The sequence below is a fragment of the Nostocoides sp. F2B08 genome (assembly GCF_009184895.1).
Taxonomy (GTDB): domain Bacteria; phylum Actinomycetota; class Actinomycetes; order Actinomycetales; family Dermatophilaceae; genus F2B08.
Window position 1 is genome coordinate 793542 of sequence record NZ_WESE01000002.1, and the last position, 20360, is coordinate 813901.

19 protein-coding genes are annotated in these 20360 nt (G+C 70.4%); 8 read left to right on the forward strand and 11 right to left on the reverse strand.

Translation table 11 applies throughout. The features are described from left to right. The first annotated feature begins 120 nt into the window (after positions 1–120). On the forward strand, positions 121–1860 hold the full coding sequence (locus GA707_RS07330; RefSeq protein ID WP_193315216.1) for a choice-of-anchor I family protein: 1740 nt from the start codon (positions 121–123) through the stop codon (positions 1858–1860). A gap of 52 nt (positions 1861–1912) precedes the next feature. Then, complete coding sequence (locus GA707_RS07335) at positions 1913–2893, forward strand: DUF368 domain-containing protein (protein ID WP_152177721.1); 981 nt, start codon at positions 1913–1915, stop codon at positions 2891–2893. Positions 2894–2924: 31 nt separating this feature from the next. Here GA707_RS07335 and GA707_RS07340 read toward each other — a convergent pair whose 3' ends face one another. From GA707_RS07340 to GA707_RS07350, 3 genes are all read right to left on the reverse strand, one after another. Continuing rightward, positions 2925–4559, reverse strand: a complete 1635-nt coding sequence (locus GA707_RS07340) for a hypothetical protein (RefSeq protein ID WP_152177722.1) — start codon at positions 4557–4559, stop codon at positions 2925–2927. 192 nt (positions 4560–4751) lie between these two features. After that, complete coding sequence (locus GA707_RS07345; protein ID WP_152177723.1) at positions 4752–5165, reverse strand: hypothetical protein; 414 nt, start codon at positions 5163–5165, stop codon at positions 4752–4754. 113 nt (positions 5166–5278) lie between these two features. Beyond that, entirely contained in the window at positions 5279–5686 is a 408-nt protein-coding gene (locus tag GA707_RS07350) for a hypothetical protein (RefSeq protein WP_152177724.1), read from the reverse strand. Positions 5687–5876: 190 nt separating this feature from the next. Here GA707_RS07350 and GA707_RS07355 point away from each other — a divergent pair, with 190 nt between their 5' ends. Both GA707_RS07355 and GA707_RS07360 read left to right on the forward strand, forming a co-directional pair. After that, on the forward strand, positions 5877–6836 hold the full coding sequence (locus GA707_RS07355; protein ID WP_193315217.1) for a helix-turn-helix domain-containing protein: 960 nt from the start codon (positions 5877–5879) through the stop codon (positions 6834–6836). Beyond that, the gene (locus GA707_RS07360; RefSeq protein WP_152177726.1) at positions 6833–7627 is read left to right on the forward strand and encodes a VanZ family protein; all 795 of its coding nucleotides are present in this window, start codon (positions 6833–6835) and stop codon (positions 7625–7627) included. Before GA707_RS07355 ends, GA707_RS07360 begins: the two co-directional genes overlap by 4 nt. Positions 7628–7936: 309 nt before the next feature. Here GA707_RS07360 and GA707_RS07365 read toward each other — a convergent pair whose 3' ends face one another. The 5 genes from GA707_RS07365 to GA707_RS07385 all read right to left on the reverse strand — a co-directional run bounded on the left by GA707_RS07365 (position 7937) and on the right by GA707_RS07385 (position 11470). Beyond that, entirely contained in the window at positions 7937–8623 is a 687-nt protein-coding gene (locus GA707_RS07365) for a DsrE/DsrF/DrsH-like family protein (RefSeq protein ID WP_226963583.1), read from the reverse strand. 10 nt (positions 8624–8633) lie between these two features. Further along, positions 8634–8948 carry a TusE/DsrC/DsvC family sulfur relay protein gene (locus GA707_RS07370; RefSeq protein ID WP_152177727.1) on the reverse strand — a complete coding sequence of 105 codons (315 nt, stop codon included), beginning with the start codon at positions 8946–8948 and terminating at the stop codon, positions 8634–8636. 5 nt (positions 8949–8953) lie between these two features. After that, positions 8954–10201: an NAD(P)/FAD-dependent oxidoreductase gene (locus GA707_RS07375; protein ID WP_152177728.1), complete on the reverse strand. Its 1248-nt coding sequence runs from the start codon at positions 10199–10201 to the stop codon at positions 8954–8956. A gap of 135 nt (positions 10202–10336) precedes the next feature. Continuing rightward, complete coding sequence (locus GA707_RS07380; protein ID WP_152177729.1) at positions 10337–10897, reverse strand: hypothetical protein; 561 nt, start codon at positions 10895–10897, stop codon at positions 10337–10339. Positions 10898–10978: 81 nt separating this feature from the next. Further along, positions 10979–11470 carry a hypothetical protein gene (locus tag GA707_RS07385; RefSeq protein WP_152177730.1) on the reverse strand — a complete coding sequence of 164 codons (492 nt, stop codon included), beginning with the start codon at positions 11468–11470 and terminating at the stop codon, positions 10979–10981. A gap of 140 nt (positions 11471–11610) precedes the next feature. Here GA707_RS07385 and GA707_RS07390 point away from each other — a divergent pair, with 140 nt between their 5' ends. Beyond that, entirely contained in the window at positions 11611–12327 is a 717-nt protein-coding gene (locus GA707_RS07390; protein WP_152177731.1) for an AIM24 family protein, read from the forward strand. 102 nt (positions 12328–12429) lie between these two features. Beyond that, positions 12430–13104: a hypothetical protein gene (locus tag GA707_RS07395; RefSeq protein WP_152177732.1), complete on the forward strand. Its 675-nt coding sequence runs from the start codon at positions 12430–12432 to the stop codon at positions 13102–13104. A gap of 132 nt (positions 13105–13236) precedes the next feature. On the opposite strand, the gene GA707_RS07400 is transcribed toward GA707_RS07395, so the two are convergent. Continuing rightward, positions 13237–13902 (reverse strand): hypothetical protein, encoded by a 666-nt coding sequence (locus GA707_RS07400; RefSeq protein WP_152177733.1) that lies wholly within the window; start codon positions 13900–13902, stop codon positions 13237–13239. Positions 13903–14220: 318 nt separating this feature from the next. On the opposite strand from GA707_RS07400, the gene GA707_RS07405 reads away from it, so the two are divergent. Both GA707_RS07405 and GA707_RS07410 read left to right on the forward strand, forming a co-directional pair. Continuing rightward, a complete protein-coding gene (locus tag GA707_RS07405) occupies positions 14221–15972 on the forward strand; it encodes a lipase family protein (protein WP_152177734.1) in 1752 nt (583 codons plus the stop codon). 70 nt (positions 15973–16042) lie between these two features. Then, complete coding sequence (locus GA707_RS07410; RefSeq protein WP_152177735.1) at positions 16043–17830, forward strand: SulP family inorganic anion transporter; 1788 nt, start codon at positions 16043–16045, stop codon at positions 17828–17830. Positions 17831–17979: 149 nt separating this feature from the next. On the opposite strand, the gene GA707_RS07415 is transcribed toward GA707_RS07410, so the two are convergent. Beyond that, positions 17980–19380: a sulfite exporter TauE/SafE family protein gene (locus tag GA707_RS07415; protein ID WP_152177736.1), complete on the reverse strand. Its 1401-nt coding sequence runs from the start codon at positions 19378–19380 to the stop codon at positions 17980–17982. Between the two features lie 20 nt (positions 19381–19400). Continuing rightward, positions 19401–20177 carry a YhjD/YihY/BrkB family envelope integrity protein gene (locus GA707_RS07420; protein WP_152177737.1) on the reverse strand — a complete coding sequence of 259 codons (777 nt, stop codon included), beginning with the start codon at positions 20175–20177 and terminating at the stop codon, positions 19401–19403. Between the last annotated feature and the right edge of the window lie 183 nt (positions 20178–20360).

The window sequence follows — 20360 nt, forward strand, 5'->3', positions numbered from 1 at the left end:
GTCGCCCGACGCTCGCCGGGTGTTCACCTGGACGTCGCCCGGCGGAGGGGGCGCGCCGACGAGAGTGAGCGCGGTCGGCCCACCCTGGTCCGGCCGCCGTCTGCCTCAGGAGTCCCCACGATGCCAGCTGCTTCCACCTCCCGCCGGACGACCACCCGCCGAAAGAGCCGACTGGGCCTGGCCGGCGCGGCCGCCACCGCTGTCTGCGCGTCGAGCCTGCTCGGTGGTGCGTCCGCGCTCGCGAGCCCGAGCAACCCGTCGATCGAGCTCTCCCTCGCCGGGACCTATGCGACCGGGGTCTTCGACGCCTCCGCCGCGGAGATCCCGGCATTCGATGTGAGCACGGACGCCCTCTTCGTCGTGAACGCGCAGTCCGGTCAGGTCGACGTGCTCGACCTCGGCTCCGACGGCGTGCCCAGCTATCGCGAGTCCCTCGTGGCCGCAGGCCGGCTCGCCGCCGACGGGTCGGCAGTGGACGCCGGCGCCGTGGTCAACTCGGTCGCCGTGTCCGACGGCCTGCTCGCGGTGGCGGTGGAGGCGGGGGACAAGGTGCAGCGGGGATGGGTCCTGTTCTTCGCCGCCGACGGCCTCGGCTACCTCGGCGGGGTCCGGGCCGGTTCGCTCCCCGACGCCGTTGCTCTCGCCCCGAACGGGGGGTATGCGGTGGTCGCCAACGAGGGCGAGCCCGCCGACGACTTCGGCAGCGACCCCGAGGGCAGCATCTCCGTCATCAGCCTGCCGCGCAGTCTGCAGCAGTTCTCCCGCCTGACCCAGGACTCAGTCCGGACCGTCGACTTCCGCGCCTACGACTCCGGCATGCCCCTGCCGGACGGGGTCCGCGTCTTCGGCCCCGACGTGCCCGTCCCGGACGGACAGGAGCCGGCCGGCCGCATCGCGCGCAACCTCGAGCCCGAGTACGTGACGATCGACGCGACGGGGCGCACCGCATACATGTCGATCCAGGAGGCCAACGCGGTCGCCGTGGTCGACATCCGCAGCGCGACCCTGACCGACCTGTGGGCGCTCGAGCTGACCGACTGGTCGACCGACGGCGTGCTCGACCCCTCCGACCGCGACGGTGGGATCACCCTGGGGAACTGGCCGGTGTTCGGGGTGCGGATGCCGGACGGTCTGGCGACCTACCGCTTCCGCGGTGAGGACCTCGTCGTCAGCGCCAACGAGGGTGACTCGCGCGAGTGGGGCGACTTCGTCGACACCGAGCGCGCCGGGGACCTCGAGCTCTGCGACGGCGTCTTCCCCTCCGACATCCAGGCGAACGCGAACCTCGGTCGCCTCGACGTGCTCACCGACCTCGGTCTGGACGAGGTGGCCGGCTGCTACTCCGAGCTGTATGCGCTGGGCGGCCGAAGCTTCTCGATCCACACCGCGTCGGGCGAGCAGGTGTTCGACTCGGCGGGCCTGTTCGAGGAGACCGTCGCCGACCTGATCAGCGCCGGCGAGCTGCCCGAGGAGGCCTTCAACGCGGGCCACGACGAGCAGCCGTCGTTCGAGAGCCGCAGCGACGCCAAGGGTGTCGAGCCCGAGGGCGTGACGATCGGGTCGATCCAGGGTCGGACCTATGCGTTCGTCGGGCTCGAGCGCATCGGTGGCGTGATGGTCTTCGACATCACCGACCCGACGCGGTCCTCGTTCGTCGACTACGTCAACAACCGCGACTTCACGGTCGACTTCGACGGTGACGAGACCGATGACTGGAAGGCCGCCGGCGATCTCGGCGCCGAGGGTCTGGAGTTCATCGCGAAGAGCGACAGCCCGACCGGCCGGCCGCTGCTCGTCGTCGCCAACGAGGTGTCGGGGACGACGTCCGTCTTCGAGATCACCGCGACGCGCGGCCGCTGACCGTGGATCGGCGCCGACCGGGACCTCCGGTCGGCGCCGATACCATGGACGAATGCCCGAGAGCCGTTCCTCCGCCTTGCCCCCGCCGCCCACGGTGCGCGGGACGCTCGCTCAGGTCCTGCGCGGCATGCTCATGGGCTCGGCTGACCTCGTGCCGGGGGTCTCCGGCGGCACCGTCGCCCTCGTGCTCGGGATCTACGAGCGATTCATCGCCTCCCTCCACTCCGGGGTCGAGGTGCTCGTCCACCTCGCGAAGGGCGATCTCAAGCGTGCCGGCGCCGCGTTGCGGCGGGTGCCGTTCGTCTGGCTCGGGGCGCTCGGGATCGGCATCCTCACCGTCGTCTTCCTCGGCGCCAGCACGCTGTCCGTGGCGATCGAGCGGTATCCCGTCCAGCTCGCGGGTCTGTTCTGCGGACTGATCGCGGCGGCCGTGGTCATCTGCTGGCGTCAGCTCATGACGCCGGGGCCACGGCACTGGCAGGTCCTCGCACTGTCTTCGGTCGTGACCTTCCTGCTCCTCGGGCTCAGCCCCGCGAGCGAGACCTCGGGCGAGGTCACCACCCCGCTCTGGGGCTTCTTCCTCGGCGGCGCTGTGGCCATCACCGCGATGGTCCTCCCGGGCATCAGCGGCTCGTTCATCCTGGTGCTCCTCGGCCTCTACGCCCAGGTGCTCGCCGCAGTCGCTGACCGCGACCTCGTCGTCATCGCCGTGTTCGCCCTCGGCTGCCTGACCGGCATCGCGGTGTCCTCCACGACGCTTCGCTGGCTGCTGCACCACTACCACGACATCGTCCTCGCGGCGATGATCGGGCTGATGGTCGGGTCGATCCGCATCCTGTGGCCCTGGCCCGGTGGCTTCCAGACCACCGAGCTCGGCCTGCCGACCGCCTCGACGTGGCTCGTGCCAACGGTGCTCGCGGTGCTCGGACTCGTCGTCGTGCTGGGCCTGGACGCCCTTGCCCTGCGCCTGCGCGGGGTCGACGACGAGGACCTGGAGGCCGAGGTCGAGCGCGCCGCCGACGCGACCGACTAGTCGAGCCGCCCTCGCCGCCTCGACCCCTGCCTCACCAGTACTGCTCGCGCTGCTCCATCAGCTCGCGCCGGTACCGGCTCACGAGGATCGGAGCGCCGAGGGCGTGGCTGTCCAGGTATTTGTTCCGGGCACCGGTGAAGGCCGAGCGCAGCGACTGCGCCCGGTCCGAGTTGCTCGGCGCTCCGATGACCTCGGCGATCGTCTGGGCCCTGACCCGTTGGGGCGGCCCTCCGATGAGGTTGTTCTCCCGGGCGAGGAGCCACGCGATGGCCGATGCCGTGTTGATGTCCTTGGCCCTGCGGCGCAGCACCTCCGGAGCTCGCGCGGCGATGCCGACGAGGAATCGCCTGCACACGGTGCGGAACTCGACGTCGAGGTTCGCCAGGCCGGCCGCGCACAGCCGGTCGAGGTGGGCGGAGATCGCGCTGACCCGCTCGTGCAGGTCCTCGGGCACTGGGGACAAATCGAGCTCCTCGTCCGGGTGCGGCACGTCGTCGAGTGCCACGACGGCCTCGTCGCTGCCGAGCGTCCCGACCAACCGGTGCCGCATGAGGGGCCCGAGATCGCCGGCCATCGCGGCGTCGTACAGCTCGTTGGACTGGCGTAGTGCCGCGGTGATGCCGGTCGCGCGGCTGGCCTGGAGCACCGGGAGCCATTCCTCGACCGCCGCCAGCGTCTCCGCGGTCCGCCCCGGCGAGATGCCCCGAGTGCGATGAGCGAAGCGGACGATCCGGGGCAGTACCCGGGGGAACTCCTCGACCGCACCGTCGCTCACGGTGACGTCGAAGGCGAGCTCGCGGACGCATACCTCGACGGCCACGGGACTCCAGCGCAGCGGGTCGCGCCAGTGCTCCTCGGCGAACTCGAGCAGCTCCCCGACCGCGTCCATGATGGCCGACTCACGCTCGAGCTCGGCTCCCTCGGGGGAGGCCCAGAAGGCCCGCTCGCAGTCGGAGGCGTCGAGCAGGGGCGAGGTGGTCCGCTCGTCGGGCTCGGGCATCGTCGCGACGAGCAGCTCGAGCAGCGGCCGGGCGAGCGGCCAGCCGTCCTGCTCCCAGTCGGGGTGCAGCCGGTCGAGGTTCTCGAGCGCCTCCTCGATCCGGTCGCGCGCCTCGCCCAGGCCCATCGGCGGCAGCTCGCTCGTGCTGTCCCCCTGCTCGCGGATGAGCTCGATATAGCGCTCGCGGACGACCTCGATGTGCTCGCCGATGAAGAAGCCGTCCTTGACGATCGTCCCCATGTTGTGGTCGATGTAGGCGATGGCGGTCATCGCCGTGCCGTCCGGGAAGTCGATGCCGAGGATGATGTTGTCGCCGTCGCCGAGCTCGTCGCCCATGAAGTATGCGGTGGTCACCTCCGCCTCACCCAGCCCGGTCACGTAGCCGGGCATCGGCTGGCGCCGCATCGCCAGTATGCGCTGGAGACGGCGGCGGTGGAGGTCGTCGCCGGCGAAGGCCGAGGCCACGTGCAGGAGGGCCGTCGTCTCCGCGATGTCGATCTCGGCGAAGGCCTCCATGAGCCCGACCCAGTCCTCCGGGAGGTCGGCGTCGGTCGCCTCGGCGAGAGCGACGATGGCGCTCGCGTCGACGAGGAAGGTCGCCGGGTCGCCCGAGCGAAGTGAGCGACGCAGGCCCTGCATCAGCTCACCGGTGGCAGGGTCGTTCAAGGCCGGATGGTCGTCCGGCCGGGGCGTGCTCGGGTGGTTGACGCGCCCGGTCTGACCCCGTGTCGCCGACCGGTTCGGAGGGCGACGACGGGAGCGGCCGGGCTTCTTGGGCATACCGCCACCCAATCAGATCGGCGCCGGTGGTGCAGTGAGGAGGGTCGCCCGATCGGCGGATGCTCGGCGGCGGGAGGCTCAGACCGAGCAGGTGGAGGAGCCGGCCGTCCGTCGCAACACGGCGAGCCCGGCGATGAGCACGGCCGGCGGGGCGCTCCACAGCGAGCCCGTCGAGATGGTGAGGAACCACCCGGCGACGAGGAGCATGAGGATCGGCGCGTAGCCGCAGACGTCGCGCGGGAGGGCGAGCCTCGTGCCCTCGCGCGGGAGATAGCTGGCCACGACCCGGCCGGCGGTCGCCGACAGGATGAGGACGACCACCGTCCATCCGAGGCCGGGTAGGTTCACCGCGAGACCGGAGTAGAACAGCCACCCGAGCACCGCGCCCAAGGCGGTGAGGAGACCATGCCGCCAGGTCCAGCCCGGGAGCCACGGCGCCACCGTGAGTGCGCAAGCGTTGTCTACGGCTTCGCGCTGGTCTGGGATCGGCACAGCTTCATGATACCCCATGGGGTATATGTTCCGGCCCTCGTTCCGGTCATGCGGGAGACCCGAGCGACCGCCCCATGGCGCTCGGGCCTCCCCGTCTCTGTGGGTCGGACCGGTCAGACCGGTGCCGTCTGACACTCCGTCATGAAGGTCTCGAAGTTGACGATGCCCTTGCACGTCGGGCCGTTCCACTGAGCCTTCTGCGGGATCTCGCCGTCGCGTCCGACCATGTACGTCGCGACGTCCACTGCCCCGTCGCCATCCAAGTCGATTCCCAACAGGCCGTGGAAGCCCTCCCCTGTCGCAAGGTCTACCACCCCCTTGTCGATGCGCTGCTGGAGTCCGTTGGAGATCCAGATCGGCGTGAAGGTCGCATCCATGACGATCTGAACGCCTGCGGCCTGGTTCTTCTTGCTCGCGTTGACACACTGGTGCGCCATCGCCGGCGCAGCGCCGAGCCCAATCGCCGTCAACGCCGCGGCGCCGACGACAAGCGGCCGCCGCATTCGATTCCGTAGGGACATGGTGTCCTCCCTGTGGTGTTCCGGTCCCCCGCTCGGAACGGGCGGGTCGAGTGATGATCCTGTCGGGATCGAACGGTCCTGTCTTGTCCGTCAGCGCACTGCTGTTTGTCCGAGGGCGCACACTCCGGCGTACTGCTGTGACGTGCGAATACAGTGGCGCACTCGTCGTCGAGGGTGCACACTTCTTCTCATGCTCGCGCTCGCCGAGGTGCAGTTGGCGACCACCGGACACCCGGCCCCTGTGCAGTTCGACCTGTGGCGGCACATGGTGGCCGACGCGTTCACCCCCGTCACGCTCAGCCGCGCCGATGACGTCGAGGGCGACGGATTCCGAAGTGCGATCCAGGCCCGTCGGCTGGGAGACCTCGCTCTGTCGTGGCTCACCTCCGAGGCCCAGACCGTCCACCGTCCCGCCGACCTCATTCGGGCTCGTCCGTCCGGGCAGTACTTCCTCAACCTCGTCCTGCGCGGATGCGGCAGTGCCGTGCAGGACGGCAGGGTCGCGACGGCGCTCCCCGGGCAGTTCCTCCTCGTCGACGGCGACCGCCCGTTCACCCTCGACTTCGGCTGCACCTTCGACGACATCTGCCTGATGATCCCCAAGGACATGCTCGACACCCACCTCGCGGCGCCCGAGCTGTGCACCGCGGTGACCGTCGACGGGACCACCGCGTCGGGTGCCATGGTCCTCGGCGTCCTCCGCGCTCTCCGGTCACAACGCGTCAACCCGTCACCTCGCGAGACCGCGGGCATCACCGAGCACATCGTCCCGCTCATCTCCCTCGCCGTCAGCGAGGCCGCGATGCCGTCGGCACCCTCGCCACGGACGGCGCTGCTGCAGGCGGTCCTCGACGAGATCGACAACCACTTCGCCGACCCCGATCTCACGACCGGCGAGGTCGCACGCCGGGTGTCGATCTCGGTCAGCTACCTCACCAAGCTCCTCGCATCCCGCGGCACGACGTTCGGGCACCTGCTCCAGCAGCGGCGACTCGACCATGCCTGGGCGGTTCTGGCACCGGACGGCCCGCCGACCGCGACGATCACGTCCGTCGCGCACGGCAGCGGCTTCCGCGACTCGGCGCACTTCTCCCGCGCCTTCCGCGCCCGCTTCGGCATCACCCCGAGCCAGCGCCGCGCCGGCCCGTGACCGAGATCGTCGACGTGCTCGCATTCTTCGTGAGCACGGGGATCATCCAGGCGGTGGTCCTGGGGCTTCTCTTCGCGCTCGTCCTCACCGCCGTGGTCGTCCGACAGGACTGGCTGGATGCTCCGGTGTGGCTGACCTTTGTCGCCGTCTTCTCCGTCGTGGACATCCTCGTGTTCACGCTGTTTCGGGAGGTGGCCATTCTGGTCCCGGCCGTGGCCTCCGGCGTTCGCCTGACGATGCCGGGCTGGACCGGCCCGAGCACAGGATCGCCCGACGATCTGTGGCGCGCGCTGGCGGATCCGCTCGGGAGCACCCAGATGCTGCTGAACACCCTCCTGTTCCTGCCCGCGGGCCTCCTGTGGACGGTGGTCACCCGCCGCCCCTGGACCGTGCTCGGCGCACTCGGTGCTCTCAGCGTTGCGATCGAGCTCGTCCAGGCCGTCACCGGGCTCGGGGCCTACGACGTGGCGGACATCGTGGCCAACGTCGCCGGGACGGCCACCGGAGTGGGGGTCGCCGTGCTTGCGGGCTGGGTCACCGAGGGGATCGGCGGGCGGGTCGTGAGCCGTCGACGGTGGTGGTGTCGGGGGGTCACAGTGGCGGTAGCCGCCGTCTGCGCCCTCCTCCTGCCGGTCGTCGGTGCGGCACAGCGGCAGGCCGCTCTCATGGACGAGGCGAGCCGGCACTTCGAGGGCACGACTCTGACCGATGTCGAGCGATGGGAGCGACAAGGGGAGCTGGACAGGGTGTGTGGCGCGGTGTGCCCTCCAGCTACTCGGACGGTTTCGTGATCGATGCCGGATCGGCGACGGCGCGGTATCCGGCCCGGTTTCTCGGTCGACGTACGTGTGTGCTCGTCACGTGGAACGAGTCACAGGTCGACGTTCGGCCCGCGGCCGGAACCACCTGCTCCCGACCGAGCCTGTGACCCTCGGCGCCGGCTGGGACCGGGTGACCACCGCATACCCAGAGAACGCCCCCGGACACAGACCGACCCCGGGCGGACCGGGCACTGCGGGGGCAACGGTCCGACTCCGGGGTCGGCTTCTCCCGTGGGGGAGAACGGTGAGGTGCCCAGGCGCCGGCACCTCACCAGCTCATCAGATGAAGATGATCTGAGCCCCCTCCGCGATCTCGACGAAGTCGGAGGCGCTGATCACGCCCTCGACACCGGGGTGGAGGTCGGCCTCGATCATCTTGGCCATGTCGAAGGAGAGCTTGCAGGCGTACATGTGCGCGCCGGAGGCCTCCATGAGGTCGAGGAAGTCCGGGATGTTCGGGATCTCGAGCTCCTCCATCTGCTTCTTCATCATGTTCGTGGCGAACGAGGTCATGCCGGGCAGGTTGCCCATGACCTGCGGCAGCGACAGGTGCTCCCAGCCGGGCCGGAGCCGGCCGAGGTCGTTCATGTGCATCGCGGTGTTGCCGGCCATCGTGAACTTCAGCTTGTGGTTGAGCTTGGTGTTGACGATGTCCAGGCCCCAGAAGGTGAAGAAGATGTGCACCTCGACGCCCTCGCCGAGGGCCGCGTTGCCGACGATCATCGCCGGGTAGGCCATGTCGAGGTTGCCCTTGGAGCAGATGAAGGCCATCTTGCGCGGGCCGGTGTATGCGGGGGTCCCGCTCTCCTCGGACGTCCCGGTCTGCGCAGCACCGGTCGGGCGGGCGCGGTCGCCGAAGTCCGGGAGGATGAACCCCTCCGGTATCGGGGCCCGGGACGGCGTGCCGGTGGTGGCGGCCTTGTCGGTGACGGGCCGGTCGGTGATGGTCTGTTCTGTGACACTCATGTCGAAGCTCCTAGACGCAGCCGACGGGCTTGCGGAGGCCGGCGAGCCAGGACATCTTCTTTGCGGGCTTGCCGGGGTAGAGGGCGAAGAGGGTCTTGATGTCGAAGCCGCCGACGGTCTGCATGCGGCGCAGGGTCGGGGTGACGCCGCTGGCGGCCGCGTCGTCGCGCATGAAGCGCAGCGGCGCGAGGTGCTCCTCGTCGAGCTCGATGCCGATGAGCGGCGCCAGGTCCTTGGCGAGGTCCTCGCTCCACTCGTCGCGGTTGACGAAGAAGCCCTCCTCGTCGACCTCGAAGCTGCGCCCGTTGATGGTGTTCGTCGGCATGGTCGTCACTCTTTCTCGCCGGCGTCGGGCAGGTGCTTGCCGGCCATGGACATCTCGTTGGGGACGGGCAGCTTGCGTCCGGGGAGCAGCATGTTCCAGTAGATCTGCTCGAAGGCGAGCTTGCCGAGGTGGTTGACGCGGGCCGGCTTGAGGAGCTTCATCGGTCCGATGAGACCGGCGGGGAAGGTGCCCTTGAGCGGCTCGGTGTCGTAGTTGAAGTCGAGCAGCAGGGCCTGGCCGCGGCCGGACTCGACGAAGCAGTTGGCGTGCCCGTCGAAGGAGTGCGGCAAGGATCGGCCGTCGATGGCGGCGAGGAAGTTGCCGACGAACTGCTCGGCGGCGAAGTGGGCGACCGAGCCGGCCTTGGAGGTCGGGATGTCGCTCGCGTCGCCGAGGACGAAGATCCGCTCGTGCTCGACCGACCGCAGGGTGTGCTTGTCGACGGGGATGAAACCCGCGTCGTTGCCCAGGCCCGAGTCGACAACGTACTGCTGGCCGACGTTCGGGGGGATCGTCACGAGGAGGTCGAAGGGCAGCTCACGTCCGTCGTATGCGACGAGCACCTTGCGCTGGGCGTCCACCTTCTCCACGGCGAAGTCCGCGGCGAGCCGGATGCTGCGGTCCTTGAGCAGGCCGCCGAGCTCCTTGCTCGCGACCGGCTTGGTGAAGGCGCCGTCGAGCGGGGTCACGTAGGTGATGTCGACCTTGTGGCGCAGCCTGCGCTTGCGGTAGTGGTCCTCGACGAGGAACGCGAACTCCAGCGGTGCGACGGGGCACTTGATCGGCATCTCGCTCACGTGCACGAGGAGCCGGCCGGAGTCGAAGGACGCGAGCGCGGCCTTGAGGGCCGTCGCCCCCTCGAGCGTGAAGAACTGGTGCACCGTGGTGTGCTCGGCGAGCGCCTCGGCCATGCCCTCGACGAGGGTCGGGTCGGGGCGGGTGCCGGTGGCGATCACGAGCCAGTCGTATGCGAGGGTCCGGTCGTCCGCCAGGTGCACCTGCTGTGCACGCGGGTCGACGCGTTCGATCGCGGCCTCGACGAACTCGACCCCGTCGGGGAGGAACTCGCGGCAGTCCTTGACGACGCGCTCGGGCTCCATCCAGAAGGGGATGAAGAGGTAGCCGGGCTGGTAGTGGTGCTCGGTGTCCTGGTCGACGACGGTGATCGACCACGAGGCATCGAGGGCTTTGCGGAGGAGGTTGGCAGTCATTGTGCCTGCAGTGCCCGCCCCCAGGATCAGGAGCTTTGCCATGCTTCGACGCTATACCCCCAAGGGTATGAAGCGCACGCCGTGACACACGTTTGTGAGCGACGAGACAGGTTGTGGTGAGCCTTGCCTTGCTTGGGAATTCAGCGCAGAGGACAGGTGGCCTGACCCGGCGAGGCGTCAGGGAACCCACTGCTCGTCGACGCTGACGACGACGCCGTCGCTGACCTCGATCCACACGCCGTAGGGGTAACCGCCGCGGTCCTCACTCGCGGACACGAGGTCGGCGACCGTCCCGGTCTCGCCGTCGGGGCTTCCCGTGGGGTAGAACACGGCGACCGCGTCGGGAGCGATGTCGACGGTCGTCGTGTCGGGGTTCTCGTTGCGGACGTAGTAGTCGTTCGGCGGTGGCGACTCGGCGCCGTCCTCCTCGGCCGCGATGACCGCGTCCTCGCCGATGAACCAGCAGGCGATGTCGAGCTCGATCGAGTCAGCGGTCAGGGTCGCCACGGTGCCGAACCATCGACCGTCCGCCAGGTCGCCGTCGCCGACGTCGCATCCGGAGCCCTCCGCCACGGGCACGTCGGGGTCCACGGAGGTCGACTCGACCGTGCGCGTGGGGTCGATCGTGTCCTCACCGCCGGTCGGGCCGTCTCCCGAACCCTCACCGACACACCCGGTCAGGGCGACGGCGAGCACCACCGCGAGAACCCCCACCCCGTGACGACGCCGGTGTGCCATGACTCGATCATCCCGCCGATCCGGAGGTCTCGCCAGGTGAGCGCGGTCACCCGGCGCCGGCCCGGCGCGGACGCTATGCGGTCACGCCCAGGACGGCGGTGGGGGTGGCGGCGCGGTGCCGCCGTGCGACTCGCTTGACGGGGCCGGCTCGGCGGGCTCGGCGGGCGGGGGTGGCGGAGGAGGTGGCGGCGGAGGCGAGGCCGCCACGTCCGAGGAGCCGGCCTGCGCTGCCGCCGCTCCGGGAGGCGGCGGCGGGGCGGTCGGGGTGGGTCCGCCGAACAGGGAGCTGCCGCCGCCCGCGGTGGCTCCAGTGCGCAGATGCGTGAGCACTCCGGCGGACTCGAGGCCGCGCAGCACGCCGACGACCCGCTCGCGCTCGCCCGGGTCGACCGGCCGCCCTTGCGCCTCGCGCCACATGATGAGCCCGAAGTCGCGCAGCGCGGCGTCGGCCTCGCGGCTACCGCCCGCCGGACCCCCCGCCGGTCCGCCGGCGATCCCGGCGTTGGCCATCGCCTGGTCGGCCTTGGCGGCCATCTCGGTCGCCGCCTGCTTGGCCTTCTCGAAGAAACTCATCGCGCCTCCCGTGCGCCTCGACCGCGCCGGCGCCGAACGGGCGCCGTTGGCGTTTCACCCTAGTCCGGCCCGGTCCGGCCGTGGATACTGAGGGTCGGTCCCGGCCGATAGAGCCGGGCAGGACGGGAGTGACAGGAACCATGCCGATCCACGGATCGCTCTTGACGGACTTCAAGGAGAAGGCGACGCAGGATCCCTTCGCGTTGCAGAACAAGAAGCTCCTCCGCATCGACATGCGCTACGGCGAGGTGACGGCTCGACTCGGCTCGATGGTGGCCTACCAGGGTGACGTGCGCTTCGCGAAGAAGAGCGTCGGGATGAGCCGGATGTTCAAGTCCGCGGTCACCGGCGAGGGCGTTTCGGTGATGGTGTGCTCGGGATCCGGTGAGCTGTTCCTCGCCGACGAGGCAGCCGAGATCCAGATCATCTACCTCGAGAACGACGCGATCTCGGTCAACGGTCGCAACGTGCTCGCGTTCAGCAACTCCATCCAATGGGACATCCACCGCATCCAGGCCCGCGGGGCGGCGATGACCGGCGGGCTCTACAACGTCTCGCTCCGGGGCACCGGCTACGTCGCGGTGACGACCAAGGGTGAGCCGATCGCGCTCGACGTCGCCTCCTCCCCGACGTTCGCCGATGCCCAGGCCGTGGTGCTGTGGACCGCCGGAGTGAGCATGGACATCCGGATCGACACGGGCGGCATCGGCACGATGCTGCGCGGCGGCACGGGCGAGATGCTGCAGATGGCCTTCGGCGGACAGGGGTATGTGCTGGTTCAGCCGAGCGAGTCCGTCCAGGGCGGTGGACAGCAGGGCAACCAGAGCGGCGGCATGCTCGGCGGTCTGCTCAGCTGAGGGGGGGTGGTCTCGTCGGTCACAGCGCGCCTCCGACAGGTCCCAGCACGAGGAGGATGAAGGTAGCAGCCGTCTGGGTCGACGGTTGCGCGGAGGTGCACCATGACCGAGACACTGCACCGGCCCGCGGTCGCGAGCCGTGAGCGTCACAACCTCGCTGCGGATGCCTTTCTCTACGCGGCGATGATCTTCCTGGGCGCGATGCTCGTGCAAGAGGGCATCGCCTACTTGCTCTCCGGCGGAGAGCTGGGGACGTGGACTCCACCGGTCTGGCTCGAGGCGATCGGCGCCCTGGGCATGCCGCTCGCCGTTATCGGCGGTCCGCTGCTCGCGTGGCTGGTCTACGGGCGTCACCTCGGGTGGCGGGACCTCGTCGCGTATGTCCTCGGCGCGATGGTCGGCGGCGCCCTGTTCGGGGTCGCCTTCATCGCTCTCGCCTTCCTCGGAAGGCTCATCCCGGGACTTCCGGAGGAGGACGAAGGCCCGTGGGGCATGGTCATCCTCGTGGCGATCGCGGTCGTGGCGTTCCTCGCCATGCCTGTCGTCGCGGCCGTCCGTGACCTGGCCGGGGCGAGGGGGCACCCTCGACGTCACGGCCTCCGGCTCGGGGCCGTTGTCCTGGGTCTGGTCGCCGTCGTCGCCGCCATGTTCGTCGGCGGTGAGACGGCCGAACTCGGCATGTTCCTGATCCTGCCCGCGGTCCCCGCGGCGGTCGCTGTGATGGCGATGGACTGGTGGCGCGTTCAGCAGCACCGTGCGGATGCACCCCTGACGTAGGTACGGCGACGTCGGGACCGACACACCGGGGAAGGTCGCTGTCGTCCTGGCAGCAGCGATCTTCCCCGATCTCTGTCCGCGCGTGCGACGACTGTCCGTGGGCTCACGGGCACAGCCTGGCAGCGCCCCGCGTCACTCGTCCGACGTCCGGTCGCTGAGCAGAAGCATGATCGCGGCTTGCTCACCGGGCGGCTGCACCCAGCCCACCTCGTAGACCGTGTCGCCCTGGGTCGCGGCCACCCACTGTGGCCCGTTCTGACTCGTGGCCGGTTCCCAGCCGTCGGCCTCGAACTGTCCTTCGTAGTGGGTGAGGACCTCCTCCTCGCTCAGGTCGGTCGGGATCTCGGCGCGACAGGACTCGTTCTCGGTCCCTTCCCAGCGCACCTCCACTCCGGGCGGAGGCGCGATGTCCTCGGCGCTTTCCCGCAGCTCGTCCGGGCACCCGGTGAGCGCGATGATGCCGTAGCCGAGGGCGAACAGTCCCCAGAACAGGGTGGGGACAAGACCGGCGACGAGCCCGACCCAGGTGGCCCAGCGGCGGTCGTGGTCGCGCAGGGCGGCGATGGCGACGATGATCGTCGCGACTCCCAGGGCGATGACGGCCGAGAAGCTCACGCCCGCAGTGACGGCGAACGCGAGCGCCAGCGTGAGGAGCCCGAGCCCAAGAGGGGCCCAGCCGAGGATGCCGGGCATGGCCGACCGGTCCGGCTCGGTCGGGCGGGCTCGGCGGCCGAGGATGACGATCACCACTGCCAGGATGACACCGGCGACGATCGAGACCAGATCGATGGCGTTCATGTCGGCCTCCTTCGGCCCCACGAAACACACACCCCTGCCCACTTGCCGACGCTACGCCGCACGGTCTCCGTGGGCGGCCGTTTGTGAGCAGCGGGACACGCGCGCTGACGGCCTGGGCCGAGGACTGCGGGGAGAGCGTAAGGAGCGCCACGGACGGCTCGGCGGTGGCTATCGACGTCTATGGCCAACGCGGGTCCGTCCCTCGCGGAAGGCGGACGGGGAGAGACGGTCGCGTCAACCCACCGAGGACCGGTGCAAAGGTTCTACAGTCGGTCGAAGAACACGGGCGCCCGCCCCGTGGTGGACGGACGGAACCGCATGAACCGACTTCCGTGGTGGCTCGGTGCGCTCCTCGCTCTGGCCCTGATCGCCATCGGCGGCTGGCTGACGCTGCGGCCGATGGCCTCCCTCGCCGCGCTGCTCCTCCTCATCGTCGTCGGGCTCCTCGTCGCCGGCGTGGCGGAGCTGCTCGCCCCCGCAGCCGAGCGGGCCGAGGAGGATCCTCGTCGGCGCAGGTTCCGGCTGCTGCGCGGTGCCGCCTACATCCTCGGCGCGATCGCCGTCGTCGCCTTCACCGGCCTTGGGGTGCGCGTCGTCATCATCGCGGTCGGCGTCTCGCTCATCGTCGGCGGAATCCTCGACCTCCTCGAGGCGCGCGCCAGCCGCGGGGTGGAACGGTGGAACGCCGCCCTCGGCGGTGTCGCCTCGGTGGCCTTCGGTGCGCTCGCCCTGCTGTGGCCGGATGTCAGCGTCATCCTCATCGGCGTCTTCTTCGGGATCCGCCTCATCCTCCTCGGCGGCCGCCTGCTCGGCCGCTCGGTCGCTCGGGCCCGAGGACGCGACGACGAGGGGCGCGACACCCCTCGGACCTCGGGTCGGCGAGCCTGGCTCCGCCTCGCCGGCAACGCGCTCGCGGTGCTCCTTGCCGTCGCCCTGGTGGCCACGTCCTTCGTCATCCGCCGGGGCGCACCGGAGCCCGACGAGTTCTATGCCGCGCCCGCCGATGTCCCCGCCGAGCCGGGCCGGCTCCTCAAGGCCGAGCCCTACACCCGCGAGATTCCCGAGGGTGCCAGCGCCTGGCGGATCCTCTACACGACGACGCGCGACGAAGGGCAGCCCGCGGTGGCGAGCGGTCTCGTCGTCGTGCCGACCGACCAGGCCGGCGACCGCATACCCGTGATCGCCTGGGCGCACGGCACGACCGGTGCCGTCCCCGGCTGTGCGCCGACGGTGACCGAACCCTTCGAGTCCGGAGCGTTCTTCAACATCGACGCGGTGATGGAGAACGGCTGGGCCTTCGTGGCCACCGACTACGTGGGGCTCGGCACGGAAGGGCCCCACCCGTATCTCATCGGGCAGGGCGAGGGCCGCTCGGTGCTCGACGCGATCCGCGCCGCCCGCGAGCTCGACGACGTCGAGCTCGGCGAGCAGACCGTCGTGTGGGGACACTCCCAGGGCGGTCACGCCGCACTGTGGACCGGCATGTTGGCGCCCACGTACGCGCCGGAGCTGGCGATCGAGGGCGTCGCCGCCCTCGCGCCGGCGAGCAACCTGCCCGCTCTCATCGACAACCTCGGCAACGTCACCGCCGGCGAGCTCTTCGCGGCGTTCGTCATCGACTCCTACGCCGCGATCTACGACGACGTCAGCTATGAGGAGTACGTCCGGCCCGGGGCGCAGCCGATCGTGGAGGAGATGGCCGGGCGGTGCCTCGCCGACCGCCGCACCCTCATCTCGGTGGGCACGATCTTCGCCCTCGACCGCACGATCTGGAACGGCGACCCGAACCGTGGGGCGCTCGCGCAGCGCCTCGAGGAGAACACCCCCGCCGGGCCGATCGAGGCGCCGCTGCTCATCGGGCAGGGCGCCGACGACCAGCTCGTCGTGCTGCCGGCGCAGGAGGCCTTCGTCGAGGAGCGGTGCGCGGCCGGCCAGCAGGTCGACTTCCGGGTCTACGAGGGACGGGACCACGTGCCCCTCGTCGAGCCGGACTCGCCTGCGATCCCGGAGCTCGTGGAATGGACCCAGGCGCGATTGCAGGGAGAGCCCGTCGAGAACACCTGCGGCTGACTAGACTCCGGCCAGTGCCGCGCCGTTGGGGAGCACACCTCGCACGCAGGGGCACGGAGCAGGAGAGCCGATGGCGGCCCGGAGGAATGGCACCCGCACTGGGGAGGCCCCGTTGTGGGCCCGCCTCGCACCGGGGGTCGCGGTCCTGCGCGCCTATGAGCGCGGCTGGTTGCGCGGCGACGTCCTGGCCGGGCTGACCGTCACCGCCTACCTCGTCCCACAGGTCCTCGCGTATGCGGAGGTCGCCGGACTCCCGACCGTCACCGGCCTCTGGGCGGTCGTCCCCGCCCTCGTCGTGTATGCGCTGCTCGGCTCGAGCCGCCAGCTCTCGGTCGGTCCGGAGTCGACGACCGCACTCATGACTGCGGCAGGCGTCGCGGCGCTGGTCGCTGCGGGTGCCGGAGCCGTGGGCCCGACGGACATCGCTGCCCTGCTCGCCATCGCCGTCGGGCTGCTCTGCGTCCTCGGGTGGGTGCTGCGCCTCGGGTTCGTCGCCGAGCTGCTGTCGAAGCCGGTGCTCGTCGGCTACATGGCCGGTATCGCGGTGCTCATGATCGTGAGCCAGCTCGACAAGATCCTCGGGATCGAGACGTCGGGCAGCAGCCTGGGCGAGCTGTGGTTCGCCCTGACCCACCTCTCCGACGTCGATCTGCCGACGTTCGTCCTCGCGATGGTCACTCTCGCGGCGCTGCTCGTCTTCCACAGGTACGCGCCCCGCTGGCCCGGTCCGCTTATCGTCATGCTCGGCGCCGCCGCCGTGGTCCAGCTGTTCGGACTGGCCGACGCCGGGATCCGTGTCGTCGGCGAGATCCCGGAGGGCCTGCCGGCGCTGCAGGTCCCCCAGGTCACGTCCGTCGACCTGTGGGCCCTCCTGCCCGCCGCTCTGGGAGTAGCCGTCGTCGCATACTCGGACAACGTCGTGACCGCCCGGGCGTTCGCGATCAAGCAGCGCGAGCGGATCGACAGCAACCAGGAGTTCCTCGCCCTCGGTGGGGCGAACGTGCTCTCCGGCCTGTTCCAGGGGTTCCCGGTCAGCTCGAGCGGCAGCAGGACGGTCATCGCCGACACGGTCGGAGCACGCACCCAGCTGCACTCACTCGTCTCGGCCGCTCTCGTCCTCGCCACTCTGGTCTGGCTCGGCCCGGTGATCGCCACCTTCCCGGAGGCGGCGCTCGGAGGTGTCGTGGTCTATGCGGCCCTTAGGCTGATCGACATCGCCGAGCTCCGGCGGTTCGCGGCGTTCCGCGGCAGTGAGCTCGTCCTCGCCGTGACGACGACCGTGGCGGTCTTCGCGCTCGGCGTCCTCGAGGGGATCGGAGTCGCCATCGCGCTGTCGGTGCTCGACCTGCTTCGCCGCATCGTCAACCCGCACGACGGGATCCTCGGCTATGTCCCCGGGGTGGCCGGCATGCACGATGTCGACGACTATCCCCAAGCGGTGCAGGTGCCCGGTCTGGTCGTCTACCGCTACGACGCCCCGCTCTTCTTCGCGAACTCCGCCAACTTCCTCACCAAGGCCCTCGACGCCGTCCGTCAGGCCCAGGAGGAGGGGCCGGTGCACTGGCTGTTGCTCAACGTCGAGTCCAACGTCGAGGTCGACGTCACCGCGGTCGACACCCTCGAGACGCTGCGGCTGACCCTCGCCGACGAGGGCGTCGAGCTGGCGCTCGCCCGGGTGAAGCAGGACCTGCGCTCACCCCTGCGGGCGGCCGGTTTCCTCGAGCGGCTCGGCCCGGACCGGATCTTCCCGACCCTGCCGACCGCCGTCGCCGGCTACGCGACCTGGTACGAGGAGACCTACGGCGAGCCGCCGCCCGGCCTGACCATCCCACCACCGCCCTGGCCGCCGACGCTGTGAGCTCGCCGTCGTCTCGCGGGTCGCCTGCCTCTCCTGCTTTCCCCCTACCCTGACGAGAGATGGTTCCTGGCACGTTCCCGAGCTCGGAACGTGCGCACAACCATCTCTCGTCGTCGGCCGCGGCCGGTGCGGCGGCAACCCGCACAAGGTCAGCCCGCGCCGGCCTCCGGCGGCTCGATCGCGACGAGGTTGCCGGAGTACATCCCCATCACGCAGGTGAACGGCACGACCCCGGGCTCGAGCGCCGGGAGCTCGATGGTGTTCGGGCCCTGCGTGAGGTCGACCGAGACGCCGAGGGAGGGCACCCGCAGGAAGGCACTGCAGTCGAGCTGGGACTTCGCGTCGATGAGCCAGGTCGTCGGCATCCCTGCGTAGAGCACCGTGTCGGCAGGTTCGTAGCCGTCGCGCACCTGGGTCATCCGCACGGTCTGCACGCCGCCCTCGACGGTGACGTTGTCCGAGATCGTCTGCCCGTATGCGGTGGTCGCCGAGCCCCGCACGCCGAGCAGCTGCAGACCGCTCGAGACGTTGAGCAGTGCGAATGCGAGGACCACGACGCCGACAACCTGCAGCACCCGGACCTGACGTCGACCTGAGGTCAGCTCGGGGACCGCTCCCAGCGCGAGCAGACCCGGTGCCGTTCCCAGCGCGAACACCGCCATGACCGCTCCGCCGGTGACGGGCGACGCGGTCGACAGGGCATAGATCTGCACGGCCTGGGTGAAGCCGCAGGGCAGGAAGAACGTGGCGGCTCCGACGAGCGCCGTCCGCCAGTGGCTGTAGGACCGCTCGGTCGCGGAGTCGATGCCGAGGGCGCGGCCGAGGGCAGCGGGCAGTCGCGGGGACCAGGCGGCCACCCGCGGTGAGACGCCGGTGAGCCGGACGCCGAGAAGGAACATCACCAGCGCCACGACGAGCACGAGCACGGCCGTGACCCGGATCGGCAGGCTCATCGACGAGCCGAGGCCACCGAGGAGGGCGCCCAGGACGGCGAAGCCGACGACCCGGCCGGCGTTGAACGCGAGCTGTGGTCCCATTCGGGTCAGGATCGGCTGAGAGCTGCGCCTCTGGTCACCGAGTGACGCCGCGTGGGCCGCCGAGAATCCGAGGACCAGTCCGCCGATGAGCGCCATGCACGTGGAGACCCCGGCCGCCAGGCCGAGGAGCAGAACGACGACCAGGCCGCCGGTCGACGGGTCGGACACACCCGTCATGACGTCGGGGAGGCCGACGAGCGACACGACCGCCGCGAGGCCGGCCACCATCGCCGCGGCGACGAGGACGGTCCGCCAGACCGAGCGGTCACGGGTCAACCAGGGTGCAGCGGCCGGCTCGTACCCGGCCGACCGGATGGCCGCGTCGATCTCGTCACGTGCAGGCAGGTCCGCGCCTCGCAGGGTGGCCGAGCCACGGGTCGCGGACACGTCCACGGTCTCGACCCCGGGGAGCCTCCGCAGCGCCTTGCCGACGCGCCGCTCGCAGGACGCGCACGTCATCCCGCCGACGGGCACGGTGAGGCGCTCGGCGGTGGGGCTGTCGCTCCGCGGCATCGGGCTCCTCGGGTCCTGCGCTACCCCTCTATGGTGACACGACCCGAGCGCCCCTCCGCCAGCTCGCGAAGCCGCGCCGCCCAGGGCTCCGGCGACCGGTCGAGCTCGGCCGCGACGATGGTCGCCGACACGAGGATCAGGCACACGGCGAGCAGCCACCCGACGAGCGCGATGGTCACGCCGAAAAGGCCGAACCGCAGGCTGTAGGACGTCATCAACGGCGGCATGTAGATCGTCGTCACGACACCGTAGATGCCGGCCATCACCGCCATCAGGACACCGCCGGGGAGCAGCCGGCGCCAGCGGAGCCTGCGGTCCATGAGCAACCAGGGGATCGTCGTCCACAGCGCCACCCCGGCCAGAGCCGACAGGGGGACCTGGATCGCCCAGTCGAACGGGACGTCGCGAACCAGGGTGCGGACCAGGTAGAGCAGCGCGAGCTCCACGAGCAGGACGGTCAGCCCCATCGCGGCGTTGAAGGACCCGCGCACGCCCCGCAGAGGTGGGAGTCGCCAGGCCTGCACGTACATCAGCTGCATGCGCCGGGTGAGCGAGACCCCCGAGACGATCAGCAGCAGCAGGCTGAACAGGCCGACGGAGCCGGTCTCCGGACGAGCGAAGACGGCCGCGACCGCGACCGCCGCCTGCCCCTCGAGGCCGAACCGCCGGATCACGGCGTCGGAGACGGACGAGTCACCCGCCGGAAGGACGGCCCCGACGAGGATCATCAGCGGGATCAGCGCGGTGAACGCCTGCGAGGCAAGGACCATCGCCCGGTCCAGACCACGAAGCTCCATGAAGATCTCGACACACCGCCCGGGAAAGGACTCCCGCGCTCGTGCTAGACGCTATGAGGTGACCGGCCTGGTGGGCTGGTTGCGGGCCGGGGCCCCGCGCACAGATGCTCGTGGGTTACCGAGCAGGGGCCGCCTGCTCGGCCTATCCGACAGATGTGGGAGGCCCCGGTGTTTACCGAGCGT